This is a genomic window from Sphingobacterium siyangense, assembly GCF_007830445.1.
Taxonomy (GTDB): domain Bacteria; phylum Bacteroidota; class Bacteroidia; order Sphingobacteriales; family Sphingobacteriaceae; genus Sphingobacterium; species Sphingobacterium siyangense.
The window spans coordinates 18,194-36,466 of record NZ_VLKR01000038.1; the positions used below are offsets into that span (position 1 = coordinate 18,194).

The 18,273-nt window shown below is 38.8% G+C and carries 15 protein-coding genes and 1 tRNA gene; 7 read left to right on the plus strand and 9 right to left on the minus strand.

Going from position 1 to position 18,273, the window contains the following annotated elements; all coding sequences use genetic code 11:
* Positions 1–31: 31 nt before the first annotated feature.
* Entirely contained in the window at positions 32–1,324 is a 1,293-nt protein-coding gene (locus IQ31_RS23475) for a TIGR00341 family protein (protein ID WP_145330462.1), read from the minus strand.
* A 257-nt stretch (positions 1,325–1,581) separates the two neighbouring features.
* Between IQ31_RS23475 and IQ31_RS23480 the strand changes: the two genes are divergently transcribed.
* Both IQ31_RS23480 and IQ31_RS23485 read left to right on the plus strand, forming a co-directional pair.
* The gene (locus IQ31_RS23480; RefSeq protein ID WP_145330464.1) at positions 1,582–2,550 is read left to right on the plus strand and encodes an ROK family protein; all 969 of its coding nucleotides are present in this window, start codon (positions 1,582–1,584) and stop codon (positions 2,548–2,550) included.
* A gap of 249 nt (positions 2,551–2,799) precedes the next feature.
* Positions 2,800–3,183, plus strand: a complete 384-nt coding sequence (locus tag IQ31_RS23485) for a hypothetical protein (RefSeq protein ID WP_145330466.1) — start codon at positions 2,800–2,802, stop codon at positions 3,181–3,183.
* A gap of 65 nt (positions 3,184–3,248) precedes the next feature.
* Here the strand turns inward: IQ31_RS23485 and IQ31_RS23490 are convergent.
* From IQ31_RS23490 to IQ31_RS23505, 4 genes are all read right to left on the minus strand, one after another.
* Positions 3,249–3,330, minus strand: a tRNA-Leu gene (locus IQ31_RS23490).
* A 194-nt stretch (positions 3,331–3,524) separates the two neighbouring features.
* The gene (locus IQ31_RS23495; protein ID WP_145330468.1) at positions 3,525–4,583 is read right to left on the minus strand and encodes a hypothetical protein; all 1,059 of its coding nucleotides are present in this window, start codon (positions 4,581–4,583) and stop codon (positions 3,525–3,527) included.
* Positions 4,584–4,756: 173 nt separating this feature from the next.
* Positions 4,757–5,200, minus strand: a complete 444-nt coding sequence (locus IQ31_RS23500) for a hypothetical protein (RefSeq protein ID WP_145330470.1) — start codon at positions 5,198–5,200, stop codon at positions 4,757–4,759.
* Between the two features lie 162 nt (positions 5,201–5,362).
* On the minus strand, positions 5,363–6,352 hold the full coding sequence (locus IQ31_RS23505) for a preprotein translocase subunit SecD (protein WP_158638963.1): 990 nt from the start codon (positions 6,350–6,352) through the stop codon (positions 5,363–5,365).
* Positions 6,353–6,827: 475 nt separating this feature from the next.
* On the opposite strand from IQ31_RS23505, the gene IQ31_RS23510 reads away from it, so the two are divergent.
* From IQ31_RS23510 to IQ31_RS23520, 3 genes are all read left to right on the plus strand, one after another.
* Positions 6,828–7,202 carry a hypothetical protein gene (locus tag IQ31_RS23510; RefSeq protein WP_075993774.1) on the plus strand — a complete coding sequence of 125 codons (375 nt, stop codon included), beginning with the start codon at positions 6,828–6,830 and terminating at the stop codon, positions 7,200–7,202.
* A 297-nt stretch (positions 7,203–7,499) separates the two neighbouring features.
* Positions 7,500–8,066: an RNA polymerase sigma factor gene (locus IQ31_RS23515; RefSeq protein ID WP_075993773.1), complete on the plus strand. Its 567-nt coding sequence runs from the start codon at positions 7,500–7,502 to the stop codon at positions 8,064–8,066.
* A gap of 2 nt (positions 8,067–8,068) precedes the next feature.
* Positions 8,069–8,905 (plus strand): anti-sigma factor, encoded by an 837-nt coding sequence (locus tag IQ31_RS23520; RefSeq protein ID WP_075993772.1) that lies wholly within the window; start codon positions 8,069–8,071, stop codon positions 8,903–8,905.
* Between the two features lie 69 nt (positions 8,906–8,974).
* On the opposite strand, the gene IQ31_RS23525 is transcribed toward IQ31_RS23520, so the two are convergent.
* Together IQ31_RS23525 and IQ31_RS23530 are read right to left on the minus strand one after the other, a co-directional pair.
* The gene (locus IQ31_RS23525) at positions 8,975–9,808 is read right to left on the minus strand and encodes a ferritin-like domain-containing protein (RefSeq protein ID WP_145330474.1); all 834 of its coding nucleotides are present in this window, start codon (positions 9,806–9,808) and stop codon (positions 8,975–8,977) included.
* 21 nt (positions 9,809–9,829) lie between these two features.
* The gene (locus tag IQ31_RS23530; protein WP_075993770.1) at positions 9,830–10,552 is read right to left on the minus strand and encodes a ferritin-like domain-containing protein; all 723 of its coding nucleotides are present in this window, start codon (positions 10,550–10,552) and stop codon (positions 9,830–9,832) included.
* Between the two features lie 599 nt (positions 10,553–11,151).
* On the opposite strand from IQ31_RS23530, the gene IQ31_RS23535 reads away from it, so the two are divergent.
* Complete coding sequence (locus IQ31_RS23535) at positions 11,152–13,965, plus strand: PAS domain S-box protein (protein ID WP_145330476.1); 2,814 nt, start codon at positions 11,152–11,154, stop codon at positions 13,963–13,965.
* Between the two features lie 206 nt (positions 13,966–14,171).
* Here the strand turns inward: IQ31_RS23535 and IQ31_RS23540 are convergent, their stop codons facing one another.
* Complete coding sequence (locus IQ31_RS23540) at positions 14,172–15,059, minus strand: NmrA family NAD(P)-binding protein (protein WP_075993766.1); 888 nt, start codon at positions 15,057–15,059, stop codon at positions 14,172–14,174.
* Between the two features lie 103 nt (positions 15,060–15,162).
* Here IQ31_RS23540 and IQ31_RS23545 point away from each other — a divergent pair, with 103 nt between their 5' ends.
* Positions 15,163–15,510: a winged helix-turn-helix transcriptional regulator gene (locus tag IQ31_RS23545; protein ID WP_145330478.1), complete on the plus strand. Its 348-nt coding sequence runs from the start codon at positions 15,163–15,165 to the stop codon at positions 15,508–15,510.
* A gap of 353 nt (positions 15,511–15,863) precedes the next feature.
* On the opposite strand, the gene IQ31_RS23550 is transcribed toward IQ31_RS23545, so the two are convergent.
* Positions 15,864–18,221 carry a TonB-dependent receptor domain-containing protein gene (locus IQ31_RS23550; protein WP_145330480.1) on the minus strand — a complete coding sequence of 786 codons (2,358 nt, stop codon included), beginning with the start codon at positions 18,219–18,221 and terminating at the stop codon, positions 15,864–15,866.
* Positions 18,222–18,273: the final 52 nt, after the last annotated feature.

Sequence of the window (18,273 nt, forward strand, 5' to 3'; positions counted from 1 at the left end):
GATCGTCGGCATAGAACGAGCTGACTCAAGTCTATTTACGTATAATTTCCACACTATCTTTCGGAAAATGATTTTGTAGCCATTGTTGTAGCTTTTCCTGTTGTGTTTGAGGTAGCGGAGTTTTGGTAGAATAAATAAATGCGACAAGGTTGGCTAAGCTATCTTTTTTGCTGTAATGTTGTTGTATACCAATGCTATAGGAGCTTAGCTCGGGAAACAATACCAAGATATCCCGATCGAGTTGTGGATTAGCCAATTGGTATTTGGTAAGTTCATTATTGAGAGCTCTTATGGTAAGGTCTTTTTCACTTACAGCAGCGGTACGCTTATCGATTTCGCTAAGAATACTTGATTTTAGGTCTAAACTGTCCTGATGAATAACCAGCGCGGTATTGGTAATCCCAAATGCTTCCATGCTGTGTTGTAGAGACTCAACTTCTTTTTTGCTGAATTTTTTTGATAAGAAAGCCAGTTCTAATTTCTTTGGATTACCATTCATCTCCAGTTTTTCATAAATGACCGTATAACCTTTATTGCTCAATTCCTGTTGAACGAACTGATTTACTTTGTTTGTGTATTTTTTTTCTTGCAGGAGATTGTAGGCAAAATATACGCTCGGCAATACAAGTATAATTGTGATGATGGTAATACTTTGTGTAATTCTTTTTTCCCGTTGCTGATCGACATAATGTGTTTTGGGGTATCGTAAATATTTGACAATCACAAAGGTCGAAATGCAGATAAAAACACAGTTTATTATATACAGGAATAATGCGCCGGCGAAAAAGCTGAAATTGCCTATTGCGAGTCCATAGCCCGCGGTACAGAGCGGAGGCATCAGGGCTGTTGCAATTGCTACTCCAGGAATTGGATTGCCCTTATCCACTCTTGTAATAGCAATGACACCGACCAGACCACCGAAGATTGCAATCATGACATCGTAAATATTCGGTGATGTGCGTGCTAGTAACTCAGATTGTGCCTCTTTAAAGGGGCTTAAAAGAAAATAGATAAACGATACGACCAAGCTGATCAATGTGGCGATCAGTAGATTTTTTAGCGATTTTTTTAATAACGGAAAGTCAAAAGTCCCTAAGGCGAATCCAGCTCCTACTATTGGCCCCATTAACGGAGATATCAGCATTGCTCCTATAATGACGGCAGTAGAATTTACGTTCAATCCAACAGACGCCACTACAATCGCGCAGGCTAGAATCCAGGCATTAGCTCCGCGAAAAGAAATATTACTGACAACATTTTCCAGAACAGCTTCCTTTTTTTCTTCACCTTGGTGTAGATCAAAAAATCGTAATATTTTATTCATAAATTTATTGTTGTACTAAAAAATATAAATATAGGGCCTAAACTATTCTTAACGTGCTAAAACTATGCCGCCTTTGGTAATTTGTTGTGCCTAGGCGATAAAATAAAGTAGCGATGCCGGATGGATCCAACTTTGATCGGATTGCCCGTGATCATAAATAGCGTTCCCTACAGATATAAAATGGCAAGAAGATTTTGTCGACTGCTCATAAAATATTATCTTTTAGTAATTTTAGAACTAAGAAACAAGAAATAGAAATGTCGTTAATAGATTTATCAAGACGCGTAGCGTTGGGAATAGATATCGGAGGGACCAATACGAAATTTGGGGTGGTCAATCATCGCGGTGAAGTACTTGAAAAGGAAAGCATAAAAACAGATGATTATGAGACAGTAGAGGATTTTATCGATGCGTTGTATGAAAAAGCATCTCCTTTAATTGAAAATTTTGGAGGTAAAGATAGCTTTGATGGAATTGGTGTTGGTGCTCCGGATGCGAATTATTATACTGGAACCATAGACCATGCGCCCAATCTTCCTTGGAAGGGTGTCATTCGATTCAGTGACTTAATGACCGCTAAGTTTAACATTCCCTGTACCATAACCAACGATGCTAATGCTGCAGCCTATGGTGAAATGCTTTTTGGTGCAGCGCGGGGAATGAAAGATTTTATTATGATTACCCTAGGGACAGGTGTCGGCAGCGGTATCGTCGCCGGCGGAAAGCTTATCTATGGTCATGACGGATTTGCTGGAGAATTAGGCCATACCATTGTTAAACCTGGAGGAAGGAAGCATTGGAGCACAGGTTCTGAAGGAAGTTTAGAAGCCTATGCGTCAGCGACAGGAATAACGATCACGGCAAAGAAAATGAGAGCTGAGTTTCCTGAGTCGATGCTAAATCAGTATCCAGAAGATGCTATAAATTCGAAGACTGTTCATGAGTGTGCTTTGAAAGGGGATGCAATTGCCATCGAAGTATTTAGATATACGGGGCAGAAGCTGGGTGAGGCCTTGGCCAATTTTGTGATGTTTTCATCTCCTGAAGCAATTCTCCTATTTGGTGGGGTAATTAAAGCTGGTGATTTTATCTTAAAACCTGCGAAGCTGCATATGGAAAGAAATCTTTTTCCTTTGTTTAGGAATAAAGTGAAACTTGTCTTTAGTGAATTGGAAGAAGCTGATGCTGCTATTCTTGGCGCAAGTGCATTGGTTTGGGAAAAATAAAATATTAATTTGTTCTCAAGATACTAACACCATCTATTAGGGATACCGTTTGTATCTTGAGAACAGGTTTTTTAAGTTGTTAATTTATAAATTTATGAGGTCTTTCTGTTAGGGTAAATCCAATACGCTGCCCAGAATTGGCAAAGAAATAACCGACTATTTCATACCTAAGGAAAGCTGTTGTTATTTTTCGTGTATCTAAAGGCATAGTCTTTGCTGATGAATTCTTTTAAACTTAAAACTATTTGTATGAAAAAGACCGTTTTTCTTCTTTTGTTGCTATGCACAGCCTTATTCTCAAAAGCCGACCAACTACAGGCCCTAACACAAAAACAAGCGGAAACCGCAGTAGCATATCTTAAGAAAGAGCCCATTGTTATTTTATGGTGTAGCTGCTGCGACAATCAAGCACCGAAAAAGATTACTGTAAACGAAGTATTTTTCAAGCAATATCCTGACGGGAAATATTATTCTGTTATCGTAAAAGGTAGAGATGAAAGCGGAGTGGAAGTTGAAGAATATGTAGATTTAGCGTATGTATTTGTGAAAAAAGGGAAAAAAGCCAAAAGTCTAGGCAAGGTTTTAAAATTTGAATGTGATCCTTGTACAAAACCATTTGACTGGTCGGTTTAAATCGTGTAGCTAAGAACTAATTTCTAAAAAAAACTCCCGAACTTATGAGCTCGGGAGTTTTTTTGTGCGGAAGAAGGGACTCGAACCCCCACGCCTCGCGGCGCCAGATCCTAAGTCTGGTGCGGCTACCAATTACGCCACTTCCGCATTAGGATTTCTTATGATGTCGCAAATATATAAACCAAAGTGATATCTTGCAAGTCGATAAGCTAGATTCCTTCTTTTAAATACGGATCATCCTGTTTATGAATGGAATATTTTTAATTAGGATACTTGTCTCTTTGATCACATGATCTACAGGCAGCTTGTTTACCCGATTTTTTGATGAAATGCTTGCTGTCCTAATCAAGTTTTGTTAGGGCCTTTGAATTGCGTAACAAAAATACATATTGAAAAAAGTCAGTTGTATGAGTCGTCTCAGCGGGTATGATATTTTCGCCAAAAAGCCGTGATTTTACAGTTATTAAATTTTGAGAAGTAGCATAGGGTGAATGTGCTGCATTGAGTTTAAACAATGATATACTATTTGGTCGACTTAATTCTTTTAGATCCTGAATGCCTTTCACGAGCATAAGTGGGCCATCTGCATTTACCCAATCTACTTTTTCATCTTCAGGGGTTGGAAATTGAGGATTCTTTGGAAGATACATTTCACTAGCAATGGTATAACTAACAAAGCTAGATACTTTATATCCTTTATTTTTCAAGCGTGTAGCAAAAGGATCATTGGTTGCATCCTTTCCTTTTTGTAAAACATGAAAAAAACCAAATAGTCCATATAGTTTTTGACCATCAATGTGGTGATTTTTAATATAATTTTCCAAATTTAACAGCATAGCTGAATCCCTGGATACGTCAGATTTATCCGCTGTAAAGCTTTTGTCTATGCCAATAACAGTGATTTTTGCCGAATCGGCAAGGTTGCGGTTATAATCATAAATTTCACCCCATTTTTGATATAGCTCTAAACTAGACTGTTGCGGAATACGTTTACGAATGGAGCTGACCACATCTTTCAGTAAGGTGTTATCTTTTAGGGGTTTGGATAAAAAGCTATTTAGTTTATTTGCATTTGTACTATCCATCTCAGCAATGTAATATTTAACACCGAGCTTTTTGTTCAAATAGAATAACAGCTCTTTGTCCAACTTTTGATTGTCTGCGTAGCCATGAATTTCCCCAAGTAAAAAAATATCCGAATTATAGAAGCTATTATCGAATAGAGAATCTACAATACGATCCTTAATCTCCGTTTTATGGAGCTTGAGATACGCTATATTTTCCGCATTGGTATTTCCTATAAATATCCGATTGGAAATGAAAAAATAGAGGAATAATAGCCCAATAATGGCCAGTATAGAAAAAAATGTGATCTTAATAAATTTAAAAAAAATTTTCATAAATGAGGTTTTGGCAAAGGTATTATTTTTCAAGGAATGAACCAATAAGTATCCAAGCATATAATTAAAATATATGTATTGGTATTTTAAAAAATTGAGTCATTCTTCAATAGAATTGGGTCATTCTTCAATGACAATTGCCATAGGACGATTGCTAGCGAACCGCTGCGGGCTTATTTTACAGTTTTTTGTACGATAACAGAGATTTTGTAGTTACCCCGTAGCGTTTGTGTCCCTTGTTCCTTGTTCGGATAAGGAGCGATATCTTGTAATGAAATGGTATATCCGTTGGTATTGGCAGTTCTTTGATAGCCTCTATCCTGTAAATCTATTGTAGCGAGCTTTATGATCGTGGGTTTGGTTGCTTTTTCTGCGATCTCAATTTCTGCTACTGCAACTCCAGACCAAATACAGTTGACGCCTTCAGGGCAACGGCTATCTTCTGAAATACCTTTAAATTTGATCTTGATCGGATATGCTCGCAATGATTTTCTTTGTCCCTCAGCTAAGGATACACTTTCTGTCTCTTTTTTATTTGCAATACTTTCCTTTTTCGTTGCACAACTTGCTAGTGAGCAAATTCCTAGTCCAATAATAATCGTTATATAATTCCTCATCTTTGCCGAAATAAAACTAGTGTATATGTTATCCGGTTATTACTACCAAAATTAAGCCATATTTAAGAGGTCACGCTAGTATTAATTGCCGTTTATACCACTGTTTGTTACGCTTAATAGTGCTAAAATCCTATTTGGATCATTGCTGTGGCTTTTGGGCAATTATTGCTGTGATCCATTTTCATAATGATATGATTTTTCAGGTTCGTCACAGCTCGTAAAGAATAAGCTGGTTTTAGCTAGTTTTGATTTATCGAATCTTTCATCTTGCAGAAAGGACAGACCCTGCCGGATGTACTTATTTAAATACCGATCGTCTTGCTCAGGATTTCCTGCAAAAAAAGCTTCATTGTCTGATGCAAACTTGCTGATATATCTTTTGGTGACAGGATCTAAAATGTACTGTTCGAGGTCAGGGTAAAATATTGTGTAATGTGCATTGCTAAATATTTCCGTGGGGTCGATATAGTTTGTCTGATCATAATCCTTCTTCATGGTCAATATTTCGTTCCAATGCTCTTGATTTGAACCGTCTTGATTTTCTCTTAAAAAACCTCTTTCACCACCATAATTGGAGAGCCTGATGGCTAATTTATTACCTTCAGCCAAATATAGGTAAGCGCTGAAATTTTGACGTGCACGTTGGGGCTTGTTATAAGCAGCTATAAAATCATTGAATTTTCCTTCATTGGTATACTGAAAGACTTGATAAGTGCTATCATCTTCCATATACTGACTTTGTACAATAAATTTAAGCGATTGAACTGGTTTGGATTCCTGATGAACAAAAGGGGGGCTGAAACAGTTTGCCTTGTCATTGAAAACCCGATGTGTACTGTCATTATCAAATTGTACATAGGTTTTCCCGCTTTCAAAACCTGCCAGATTGAAACAAGTACTGTCTTTGTAGTTAGCATTGTGACGCCCATACAGTTGAAATAAAGGGGCTTCATCCGGATAGAAAAGCAGGTAATCTTTTTCAAAAACATAGGACCCGAAAACAGATGTAGCATAACCATATAAGAGAAATTTGCCATCTTCAAAAAGACAAATTCCGCTATTACCACCATACTGTCCACTGATTGTCTTTGCCTTATCTTTTCCGCTTGGAAAATAGTGCGTGACTTGCTGTGCTTTACTATTTGTTACCATAAGGATAAGACTAATTAAGCCTAGAATTTTTTTAATGAATGACGTGCTTTTACTTTCTTTCCGCATATCTTTTGTTGTTTATCAAATTTAAACCATTGCAACACTGGTTCAATGGTGGTATTTACAATCCGTGCAGGCATTTTACGATTCGCCGAAACCTGTTGTTGTTTATCAAATTTAAACCATTGCAACACTGGTTCAATGGTGTTATTTACAATCCGTGCAGGGATTTTACGATTCGCCGAAACCTGCAAGGGGGCAAACTAACGCATATCCTTTCGCTTGGTAAATTAGTGGTTTTATCCGTCGTATTTTCAACCTACATTAACATTTTTTTCCACCTATTAGAACAAAATATACCCCCACTTAGACCGCTGGTTCGAATATCTTTGATTCTCGTCTGATGAACACTTCGCCTACTTTGAATGTTCATGGAAATTTATGACGATTTTATTATAGCCAATAAGATAAATAGATGTCAACACTAACCCGTATAAATGCATATGTGCATCTCAAAAAACATATTCGAATGAATGTAATTGCAGATCTTGATATGAGTATTTTCTATTTTAAGAAAAGACCTTTCATCGTGATGGATTTGTCAAATGAAAAGATATATTTCAATGATAGTGGATTAGAATGGTTGCGTTCAGAAAAACAAATAGAACAGCCCGTTCAATGGACCCGAAGTAAATATCTTCCCTCAAAAAATTGGGTGGGACTAGCTGTTAATAACGAAAGAGATGATTTGATTATCCAGCTAATTGATGAATTTTATCTGGCAACATGTGATATGCTGTTGATAAATCCAATTTCCAAGGGGAATTCTTCTTGTAAATTAAGCTATTAGATAAATTTTAGTAAATCTAACTGTGTATACCAGGTTAGCCGAAAATGAAAACTACAAGCTGATTATCTGGCCTAATTAAGTTAAATTGATCCCGTTCTAGTGGGACTACTAGTGGAATTAAATAACCAAAAACAGGAATTGAGCAATGTAAAACATTAGTAACAAATGCTATCCGCATAAATGCTATGGTATAGTAGGTATTTTAACCTGTTTTATAGGTACTTTAACTTATTTTATTTTAGTTGCTTTTTTTTCTGATTTTTAATATCCATCTTTAGATCATTATAAACGTGAAATTTGAGTCCATTACACAATCTTTCTGAAGAAACATTGATTCTTTTGTTGAAAAAGAAGAATCAGCAGGCTTTTAGTTATCTTTACGATCACTATGCCAATGCGCTCTTTGGTGTGGTTTGTCGTATAGTGGCTTCAACTGAGCATGCGGAAGAAGTCATACAAGACGTATTTGTCAAAATTTGGAGACACATCGATGTTTTCGATGCTGAAAAAGGCCGTCTTTATACCTGGATGATCAACATTGCCCGTAATACAGCCCTCGATCATCGAAAATCAAAAGCGATCGTAAACGAACAGAAAAACCAACCGCTTTCAAATATCGTAAATAGGGAGGAAGAACAAGATCAAAGTCAGGACGAACTACATACGAAAGCAGATTTTATTGGATTCAGAAATATTTTAGATAAATTGAAGCCTGAATGGCGTATCTTGATTGAGATGGCCTACTATGAAGGATATACACAACAAGAAATAGCTGAACAACTTGATGTCCCGCTGGGAACGGTAAAAACTCGTACCAGAGCGGCATTTATACAGTTACAACAATTACTAAAGGAGTATCGTTAATTTTGGATATTAGAGCATACATATCGTCGGGGATTATTGAATCGTACGTTTTGGGGCTGGCTTCTGAAGAGGAAGTGAGCATCTTGAATTGTATTCGAAAAAATAATGTCGAAGTGGAACAAGCCATCATCGAAGCAGAAATTGCACTCGAAGAGTTGGCTGATAGCCAAGCGATGGAGATGCCTATGCAGTTCAAACAAGAGATATGGAATAAACTCATAGCGGAAAATCTTGTGCCAAGCGAAGATCAGGAAGTCAACGAAGTACTCGCGCCCGCTTCGACAGGCGATAGCGAAGTAATTGCTATCGGTGCCGACAAGAAAACGCTCGGTGCTCGGTCTTATACGTGGACGGTTGCAGCGAGTCTATTGTTAGCTGTTAGTATTGGTGCTAATATTTTCTTATATCAACGCAAACAGGATACAGCAAATAAGTTAAATCAGACGACGTCCTTACTTGATGCTGAACAAGAAAAAGTAGCGACATTACAGAACAAATGGGCACTCGTTCAAAACCCAGCGATCAAAACAATCCCTCTTAAGGGCGTAGAAAGTAAACCCGATTACCGTGCCTTGGTATTTTGGGATCAGGCATCAAAGGCAGTTTATCTAAGCATTGAGCACATGCCAGTTGCACCTAAAGGAAAGCAATATCAGTTGTGGGCGATGGTTGACGGTAAACCTGTTAATGCAGGTGTTTTTCCATTGGATTCAAAAGGAGACACGGCAAGTAAGATGCTCGATATTCCCCAAGCTCAGGCTTTTGCCATTACACTGGAAGATGAAGGCGGAAAAGATGCGCCAACGCTCAGTGCATTATGTGTGATGGGGAGTATATAATATATAAAAAAATGCCCTGATGGGATAAACCGATCAGGACACGCTAAAACAGGTAAACTACGTCTTTTGTTAGGATTTTATAAATAAACCTGCAATATTAAGTACAGCTTCTGCAGTTAGAGGTTCGTCGAATGACTGGGTTGCCGCATTGGTCGAAATTTTCCCCGAGGCGCCTGGCAAAGTCGTAATATCCACTCCCGCTTGTGTCACATTATTTTCGCCTGCATATACCGGATCGACAACTGCTCCTATACCACTGTCATTGCCTCCCGTAATCCAAGGTTTTTGATTGGCGGCTCCACCTCCGCGGGCACGGCGCATTTGACGGATATGGGAGGCATGTCTTGCCTCAACCGAATGGATCTGCAGCGCAGCAGTCAGTACAACGCGATTGCCAAGTAAAATTCCCGCCTGGCCTTTATAAGCTCTTACACCAGTATCTTCAAATGCTTGTGCGACAGCTAAAAATGTATCATAGTCACTAAAAACATTGCCAAAAGTGCCACCAGCAGTAAAATCAAAGGTTGGTTTTGAAACAGCTTTACTTCCCAGTACCTGTTTAAGAAAATTCACATGTGCAACTTCATGGTCAAGAATGGTGGTTATCGCACCAAGTGGTTTACCTGTGGGGATAAGACCTGCTTTGGCAACACCCATTGTATAATATTCTGCTTCGAGATATTCCAATGTCAAGGCATAGTTGAGTACTCCATTTACATCTGTGGGCGCAGTGGCACCGTAGGCTTTTTTAAAGAGTTCACCTATCATAAAGGGCAGGGCAGCCAAGGTTACTTTTTTACTCATGGAAGCCAAACTTTTGATTGCTTCACGGCGAGGGCTGATACGATCGCTGAATTCAGGATCTACAGCATTTATTTGTTCAAAAACGTTTAAGAGATTCATGATAATCAGATTTTGGGTGAATTAATAGGTTGGTAGGTCACTAACATCAATCTTGGACTTAATAAATGGTGCAGCGGCACTAAGCACCACGCTTGGACTCTTTGCGAGATCAAGACCATTTGAATCCACTACTTCTTGATTGGCAAAACTGCCGTTGTCGATCATATCCCTGACCCAAGCAGCATGTCGTGCTTCAACGGAAACAATCTTACCTGCCAATAGTAAATAATTGACATCTTTGATTAGCCAACCAGCACCATTGTAGGCCGAAACACCAAGGTCTTCAAATGTTTTTGCTGTTGCCAGTACTGTTTCACGGCTACTGAAATTGACGCCAGCTAGGTTAAATTCTAGACTTGAAATGGCTTTTGCACCCAAGGCCACTTTGAAAAACTCACGGTGTGCAATTTCATGATCACGGATATCGGTGAAAAAAGATTTTTCCATATCCGTCATACCGCTATAGGGATTATTGACTAACTGGATGTAGAATGCGGCTTCAAGTTGTTCAAGTGCATAGGCATAATTTAGGATAGCAATGTCGCCGCTGCCAAAATACATGCCCTTGCCGCCGTTATCCATACCATCGTCGTGGTCTTTTTTACAGCTCGACATACCGAGTATGGCTAATGTCGCTGCGCTGGCTCCTGCATATTTTAAAAAGTCTCTTCGTCTGAGATCTCTTTTGTCCATGTCACTATTGGAGTTCAATAGTGTTTCGTTGTGGGAGGTTATCTTTTCCATAACAAAAGTCTTTTAGTTTATAATTTTTTCTCTGTACTTATACCCATTTACGACTTTTGGGAAAGCTTGGATTTCACAAGTTCAATTTTTTTTAAAATATTTTTTTCGCATTGAAAAACTGATATAATCTTCTCCTTTATGGGCGCCAAAGACAGAACAATCCTAAAAGATTTCGATGATTTCTATTTTCAATCGACTCAGGTATATATTATTCGTTACATTTATTGCATGTTCGTTTCAGATGGCGTGTTATTAGGAAAGGATAACAGTTGGCTTTGGATAATTTTAAGCGCAAAAGGTAGGCGGGAGTGGAGTACTTATTGTTGGTAGACTTTTAATCTAATAGTTTGTTTTTTTATTTAAAACTATTTTAACGTAGTGGTGTTCATGTTTATATTTATCATGCTATTAGCGCTGGTTTTCGATGTTTTACTATAGAATCAGGAGTGTTAATACAAAATATATTTTAGTTGGGCGTGGGAATGATTAAATCAATTGTTGGAAGATTAGTGAAATATTATTTATACGCTAGAGCAAGCTAGATATTAGAACCTATAAAGATTTCGAAGATAAAACTAACAACGAATACAGGCTTTTGTATGAATGCTAAATTGTCGCCTACAAATGAATCGGATCGAATACGCGTGTTGCATGAGTACGAAATTTTAAATACTGCAACAGAGGAAGAATTCGATCGCATTACAAAAATTGCATCGCTTGTATGTGGTACACCTATTTCATTGATCTCGTTGGTGGATAAAGACAGGCAGTGGTTTAAGTCGCGCGTTGGTTTGGAGACTGAAGAAACCAGACGGGATGTATCTTTCTGCCAGTATACCCTGGAAGAAGATCAACTGATGGAAGTTGAAGATGCTGAAAAAGACGAACGTTTCAAATCCAATGAACTCGTTACCCGAGAACCAAATATCCGTTATTATGCTGGTTTACCATTAATCGATCCCAATGGCTATGCCTTAGGTGCGCTATGTGTTATCGATCGTGTTCCAAGGCAACTCGACCAGCATCAAAAAGAAATTCTAACCCTTCTCCGGGATGAAGTTGTCGCGCTTATTGTCAACAGAAAGGAGAAAGAAAAATACAAGGAAAGTGAACAAAAGCTGAAAGCATTTTTCGATAATTCTCAAGGGCTTATGTGTACCCATGATCTGAAAGGGAATTTCATCACCGTCAATGATGCTGGAGCCAGGATCTTAGGCTATACGAGAGATGAGATTCAGGTATTATCACTTTTTGATATTGTTCCATCGGAGGGGCACAAAAATTTACAAAACTACCTGGATGCGATTGTTCGGCATGGAACAATCAAAGGAGAAATGCGTACCATGACTCGTTCGGGTGACATGCGTATCTGGATGTTTAACAATATTCTCCAGGCCAGTGAGAACAAAATACCTTATGTGATTGGTAATGCAGTCGATATTACAGAAGAACATTTTCTAGAAAAGAAACTTAAGCATGCACAGGCCACATTGATACGGACCGGCAGGGTAGCTAGAATTGGCGGCTGGGAATATACACCTGCTGATGGGAAGATAGTATGGTCCGAAATTACGAGAGAGATTCATGAAGCACCAGAAGACTATGAACCAGATCTGACAACTGCATTACAGTTCTATAAAGAGGGATCAAGTAGAAAAAAAATACAGACTGCAATTGAACACGCACTCGCTACGGGAGAAGCTTGGGATTTGGAACTTGAGATTGTCACCTTCACCGGTCATGAACTATGGATACGTGCCTTGGGAAATGCCGATTTTGAAAATGGTCATTGTGTCCGTTTATACGGTACTTTTCAGGATATTGATAAGCGTAAACGTATCGAAGCAGAGTCTTCCAATTCAAAAAAATTACTTGCAGAAGTGTTGGAAGCAACCTCTGCTGTCGGTATTATTGCGACCGACAATGCTGGTGTAATTACATTGTTTAATACAGGGGCCGAAAACCTCTTGGGATACCGTAGTGAAGAAGTGATTGGTAAATTTGGTCTTGCACACTTTCATCTAGAAGAGGAACTTGTTTTGAGGGCGAAAGAACTGGAGGTCGAATTGGGACATTCAGTAGATAAACTTCGGCTCTTTGTAGATATGGCAGAGCTGCACGGTGCTGAGCAGCGCGAGTGGACCTATTGTCGAAAAGATGGATCTCAATTATATGTTTCCTTAGCAGTTACTCATATTAGGGATATTAACGACAATGTCATCGGTTATCTTGCGATTGCGACAGATATTAGTCGGATTATTCATCAACGCGAGGAGCTGGAAAAGGCAAAATTAGTAGCCGAGCAGGCAAATGCAGCAAAATCACAATTTTTGGCAAATATGAGCCACGAACTTCGTACACCGCTGAATGGCATTGTTGGCTTTACCGATCTATTGCTTGGAACAGCATTGGAGGATACGCAACGGGAATACCTTACGATCGTTGATCAATCCGCTAATTTATTGCTTGGGATCGTAAACGACATTCTAGACTTCTCTAAAATTGAAGCCGGAAAGTTAGAACTGGAAATTGAACAGACCGATCTCCACGACCTGGTTATTCAGTTGACGAACTTTCTTAATCTGCAGATCAAAACCAAAAATCTAGCGTTTTATCTGAATATCGCGGCCGATGTACCACATTACATCTGGGTTGACGCTCTTCGCATCAAGCAAGTATTGATGAATTTATTAAGTAATGCCACAAAATTTACCGAGAAAGGAACCATTGAACTAAGCATTACAGTAGAATCACATGATGCTGACCAGGCTGTTCTGTGCTTTAGTGTCAAAGATACAGGTATAGGGATCAAAGCGGATAAATTGGAGCGGATATTTGATGCGTTTACGCAAGAAGATAACTCGATGACTAAACGTTATGGCGGAACTGGATTAGGATTGACTATATCCAATAAACTGCTTAAAATGATGGATAGTGAATTGAAATTGGAAAGCACTTTTGGTGCTGGCAGCCGTTTCTTTTTCAATATTCAGGTGCGTTCTATCTGGGAAATAAATGAGTGGGAGGAATTGAAAAAAATAAAGAATGTACTCGTTGTTGCCGAGGAAGAATCTGAACGAAATGCTTTGGCTCGGATGTTATCCTTAAAGAATATTGATTGCGTACAGGCAAAAACTGGATTTGAAGTATTACAGATGTTAAAAGGGGGGCGCTGTTTTGACGCTATCTTGATCGACAATCAACTGCCTATTATCAGTGGTATCGAAACAATAAAGAATATTCGCGAAAAAAAATTTAATAACAATTTTGAGCAGAACATCATTCCCATTTTTAGTGCTGAAGAGCAAGACATAGAACCGCTTTGTCATTCTCTGGCTATAAGTTATTGGTTAATCAAACCTGTTAAGCCTGAAGACCTGTATTCTGTTTTAATAAAGAGTATTTCCGTTTAACTTTAGGCACATGGATAATTTTAATCGTATGATACGAAGGAAGTTCAAGCTTTTCATAGCCTATTCAGAGAGCTGCGCAGGATGTTTAGTTCAATAGATTTAATAGCGATGAGTCCGATTGATTATCGTGCTCATCTCTATTAAATTTAATAAAAAAGGGCCGATCTTATTAGTTATTACAACTTAAAATACCCTTTTTTATTGATCTATAGTTTTTGGAATCGTTTAGCAAAATCAATGGCAAAATGATTTAATTGGATCTTACCATAGATAGGCTGACCCTGAATTTCAAAATCTTGTTGTAATTTTCCTGCACGGATTGCCTGCCCCATCTCTACATAGAGTGATGCAATTTCTGTTGGAAGTCCCGCCTTTAACATACCGTCCAAAGCTTGTTCGTCGGTAAATTCAATCCATGGCAGGTTTGGATTACCAATAGCATCTCCCAATGTGTGGGCAATTTCTGCTCCTGAAACATAATCGCTAACAATATAACGCACGTGATGTCCAACTTCTGAATTTTGGAGCGCATCGGCTGCGGCAGTAGCAATATCTAAAGGATCAACCAATGGAATTTTTAGCTCTGCAGGGAAGTTTGATCCTTCAATACCTGCGTTTTTGATTAATGGAATATCGTTATAAAAATTCGTGTAGAAATATCCGGCACGCAAAAAGGTGATATGAACATCGCGTAGTGTTTTGTATATCTCTTCAATTTGGTGCAAACCGCGAATTGGTCCTGTTCCAGCATCAAAATCAGCACCAACGCTGCTTAACATCACTATTTTTTTTAAGCCAGCCGACTTTATGGCTGTCGCGTAGGCTTTTCCTGCATTTGCGGTATTCTCAACAATATGTTGGCCACCTAAATTGGGAGGAGTCATCAGAAAAGCAGCATCTGCACCTGAAAAACTCGCGGTTAAAAAAGGACCATCTAAGATAGAACCAATAAGCGCTTTAGCGCCCAAATGTTCAATTTCGCTCGCTCTTTCAGGAGAACTGCTGATTACACTTACCTCATGACCTTGTTTGATAAGAATATCGACTAAATGTCTGCCTATATTTCCTAAAGAACCTGTTATTGTAATTTTCATCGTTTAATTTTTTATATGTGATAATACAAAAGTACATTTGTACTTTCTTTTAAGGAAGTACTTACCCTATAGTAAGTGTACTGAACGCAAAAACAAGACAATCATGACAGCAATTAAGGAGACATCGACGATTCAGGAAAACAAAAAAATTGCAGCGGAATTATGCCCTGTAACTTTCACAATGGATAAGATCGGCGGATATTGGAAACCAATTATTATTTATCATCTGTCTACGGATTGTAAGAGATATAGTGAACTTAAAAAATGTATCCCTGCAATTACAGAAAAAATGCTTATTCAGAGTTTAAAACAATTGGAAGCGGATGGATTGATCTTAAGGGAGGCAAGACCTGTTGTCCCACCTTTTGTGATCTACCGATTAAGTCCGGCAGGGGTAGGTTTATTTCCTGTTATTCAGGCAATGGCCAATTGGGCACTTGAAAATCAATAATCATTTACCGTTTTCCTATCGCTATTAAAGATAAGATGGTTTGACCAATGCAGGTGCTTTTCGCCAGGATATGGGTTTAATCTAATGTGATTTTTGTCATGTGTTTCCATTTCTCAGGTTTTATTATTTCCCTGTTTGGAAAATACGACCTATGTTGGAGGCAATGTTGAATACTGACTAATGTGTCAATTTTTTAATAGCCCCTATAAGCTAATTTTTAGAAACAAAAAACGCTTGAATCGGGGAAATTCAAGCGTTTTAACTAACCAATTATAAACCTAAATTATGAATCTATAGTATTACATTTTTTATGCCAGTTCAGTTAATATGACAAAATTGCAGTCCCACCTTGTTTAGTCTCCAAATCGGTAGCTCAGTGACAATAAGACTTTCCTGTTGTCCGGAAAGTCAGTATAAAATACCTTAAGATCTCCATATTCACTAACCAACTGCGGGTTCGCATTTCTGAGCAGGCCATTTGCGGTCAGTTTTATCATGCCGCGATCTCCAAACATTTTTTTCTCCGCGGCGACATCTATACCATACCTTTTATCCGTTCGGGAAGGTCCAGTAGTAATTCCCGATCGATAATAAAATGCAATTTCGCTGCGAAATCCATATTTAAATTGTAGCGTATGCCGGCTGTTCGCTGTCCAGCTTGAGCCTTTAGAATCTAGGTTTACATTTCCAATTTCTCCGGAATAGTTGTTGTAAAATGCATTTACATAGTGGCTTGCTGTCCACCATGTTCGTAACGTTTGGTTATACATTACACTTGCGCTATAGTTCATATAGCGCCCGATGTTCTCTGGTTTCGACAAGTTTTCACCAACTTTATCGCCTTGGCGGATAATCCAGTTGATCATGTCACGTCCGTATGAAATACCTAATGTGGTGAACAATTTGTTCCTATAGCCATGACCGATTTCCGTAATATAACTTTTTTCGGGTTTCAAGTCAGGATTTCCCTCATTGTAGCTATAGGCATCTTCGTAAATTCGAAATACGTTGATGTCATGATCACCCGGTCTTTCAATACGGCTGCTAAAGGATGTTCTTAGTGTATTTTTCTCATTTAGATGATATAGCAATGATCCACTTGGAAACAGATCAAAATAGCGCTGGTCATTTTTTTTGTCCAACGTGACCTGATTGGCATTTATAAATGTATATTCTCCCCGCAGGCCAGCCTGATATTCTATTCGTTTGTATTTGCCAGAGTAGATGGCATATAACGCTTCGATATGCTGCGTGTATTGAAAGCGATTGGAGGTAGCATTGTCTTGTATCCATTTGCCATTATCCAACAGCGTATTTATGACATCGTTGTTGATAAAAAAATGCGTTCCTTTCCAGCCGAGCTCAATTTTGCTTGAATCTGTTAACGGTTTACTGTAGTCAAGTCTTCCGGAATAGGTCGTATTACTCAAGTCCTGAATATTTGTCCTCCCTGTTGAAGATTGCGTGTTTGTTTGCAAATTAAACTGATCGGTTTCAAACCGGTTATTATAATCGTTTCCGTGTGGAGCAAAGTCAAAGTTGAATTTTAAAAAGTGATCTTCTCCTTCGTATTTATTAATATAATTGATATTAAATGTCCAGTTTTTAAACGACTCGTCAAAACGGTTGTTACTGATTGCATGCGCTGTCTGAATATTGGCTGGATAATCCCAGGTATCCATCTCGATAGATGCATAGGGTTTATAATTGCCCGTCATCCAGTGTACACTTCCATCCAAAACTCCACCATCCGAAAATTCATATTTTGCCCCAGCACGAACACTATGAAAACTGGCATCATCTAATTTCTTACGTTCGTGTTGTCTCTGAAAGGAGGTTAAATTACCCTGGTTAAAAAAACTTCTTTCTGTAAGATTATGGCTATTACCCCGATCATAGCTCTTATTTCCCTGCAAGTACATATCTAGCCCATTCACCTTGTAGTGTAATCCACCGCCCAAACCACCATAAAATTGTCGGCCCTGTCCAGCTCGAATGAAGGCATCACCCCCAAAGCCGGCCTTTGCATTTCGCTTGGTCACAATATTAATTATGCCGGCAGTTCCCGCGGCATCTTCACGTGCCGAAGGGTTACTGATCAGTTCAAGTTTGGATACTTCGGAGGCTTGCAGTCCGCGTAAAATACTGGCAAGCTGTTCACCGGAGACATACATATCACGGCCATTGATGCGTACGTTAGCACCTGCGCGACCCTGAATTGAAAAATTTCCTTTCCCATCCGAAACAAGACCCGGTGTTTTCTCCAATAATTCGAGGACATTGTTGCCTTCAGCTAATACACTTCCTTCGACATCAACTACCATTTTATCGGCATACTGACGTACACTAGCTTGCTTTCCAATAACATGTACGGTTTCCATCAGATGTTCAACTGGTTGTAAAAAAATGGGGGGCGCTGTGTGTTCGGTTCCAGCTAACTGGTATGCTCGACTATGTACTGTTGTGTAGCCGATTGAACTATAGCGTATAAGATAATTTCCATTTTTAGGCGTATGTAGTAGAAATGAGCCATCCTTAGCTGCATCTGCCTGCATGATCAGGGAAGAATCAGCTAAGTGTAAAAGACTGGCTGTGGCACTTTTGATTGGATGCCCGTCTTTGTCAAATATTTTTCCAGATAACTTTGTTTGCGCGACAAGTCCAGTGGCAGCGCCTGAAAGTAATATAGATAATAATGTAGATTTCGTCATAATAATCGTGTCCCTTGTCCTCTTCGAGAAAGAACCGGTTTAAGCATAAATT

What these genes read in the sequence shown, in the direction of transcription:
- IQ31_RS23475 (WP_145330462.1), bottom strand. Translation starts at nt 1,324, where the DNA reads ATGAATAAAATATTACGATTTTTTGATCTACACCAAGGTGAAGAAAAA.
- IQ31_RS23480 (WP_145330464.1), top strand. Translation starts at nt 1,582, where the DNA reads ATGTCGTTAATAGATTTATCAAGACGCGTAGCGTTGGGAATAGATATC.
- IQ31_RS23485 (WP_145330466.1), top strand. Translation starts at nt 2,800, where the DNA reads ATGAAAAAGACCGTTTTTCTTCTTTTGTTGCTATGCACAGCCTTATTC.
- IQ31_RS23495 (WP_145330468.1), bottom strand. Translation starts at nt 4,583, where the DNA reads ATGAAAATTTTTTTTAAATTTATTAAGATCACATTTTTTTCTATACTG.
- IQ31_RS23500 (WP_145330470.1), bottom strand. Translation starts at nt 5,200, where the DNA reads ATGAGGAATTATATAACGATTATTATTGGACTAGGAATTTGCTCACTA.
- IQ31_RS23505 (WP_158638963.1), bottom strand. Translation starts at nt 6,352, where the DNA reads ATGGTAACAAATAGTAAAGCACAGCAAGTCACGCACTATTTTCCAAGC.
- IQ31_RS23510 (WP_075993774.1), top strand. Translation starts at nt 6,828, where the DNA reads ATGTCAACACTAACCCGTATAAATGCATATGTGCATCTCAAAAAACAT.
- IQ31_RS23525 (WP_145330474.1), bottom strand. Translation starts at nt 9,808, where the DNA reads ATGAATCTCTTAAACGTTTTTGAACAAATAAATGCTGTAGATCCTGAA.
- IQ31_RS23530 (WP_075993770.1), bottom strand. Translation starts at nt 10,552, where the DNA reads ATGGAAAAGATAACCTCCCACAACGAAACACTATTGAACTCCAATAGT.
- IQ31_RS23535 (WP_145330476.1), top strand. Translation starts at nt 11,152, where the DNA reads ATGAATGCTAAATTGTCGCCTACAAATGAATCGGATCGAATACGCGTG.
- IQ31_RS23540 (WP_075993766.1), bottom strand. Translation starts at nt 15,059, where the DNA reads ATGAAAATTACAATAACAGGTTCTTTAGGAAATATAGGCAGACATTTA.
- IQ31_RS23545 (WP_145330478.1), top strand. Translation starts at nt 15,163, where the DNA reads ATGACAGCAATTAAGGAGACATCGACGATTCAGGAAAACAAAAAAATT.
- IQ31_RS23550 (WP_145330480.1), bottom strand. Translation starts at nt 18,221, where the DNA reads ATGACGAAATCTACATTATTATCTATATTACTTTCAGGCGCTGCCACT.